The organism is Mesorhizobium sp. M1A.T.Ca.IN.004.03.1.1 (assembly GCF_003997555.1).
Lineage (GTDB): Bacteria > Pseudomonadota > Alphaproteobacteria > Rhizobiales > Rhizobiaceae > Mesorhizobium.
The window spans coordinates 1-230 of record NZ_RZTV01001215.1 but is presented as its reverse complement, the minus strand read 5'-3'; the positions used below and the strand labels follow the sequence as shown (position 1 = coordinate 230).

Genomic DNA, 230 nt, shown 5'->3' with positions numbered 1-230 from the left:
GCGATTTCGCCGGGGATATTGACACCGTAGGCGGCGCCACTTCTTGCGACATGGGCAGCGCGGGCGCTGGCGACCAGCGTCTTGGTCGGCATGCAGCCGGCATTGACGCAGGTGCCGCCCAGAAATTTGCGTTCGATCAGCGCTACCTTCATGCCCTTTTCGACCATGCGGGCGGCGAGGAACGGGCCGGCCTGGCCGGCGCCGATAACGATGGCGTCGAAGCTCTTCAT

The 230-nt window shown here is 64.8% G+C and carries 1 protein-coding gene; it reads right to left on the bottom strand.

Translation table 11 applies throughout. From position 1 onward, the window contains the following. The coding region (locus EOD29_RS35555) for an FAD-dependent oxidoreductase (protein ID WP_127248946.1) at positions 1-230 on the bottom strand (230 nt) is incomplete at its 3' end.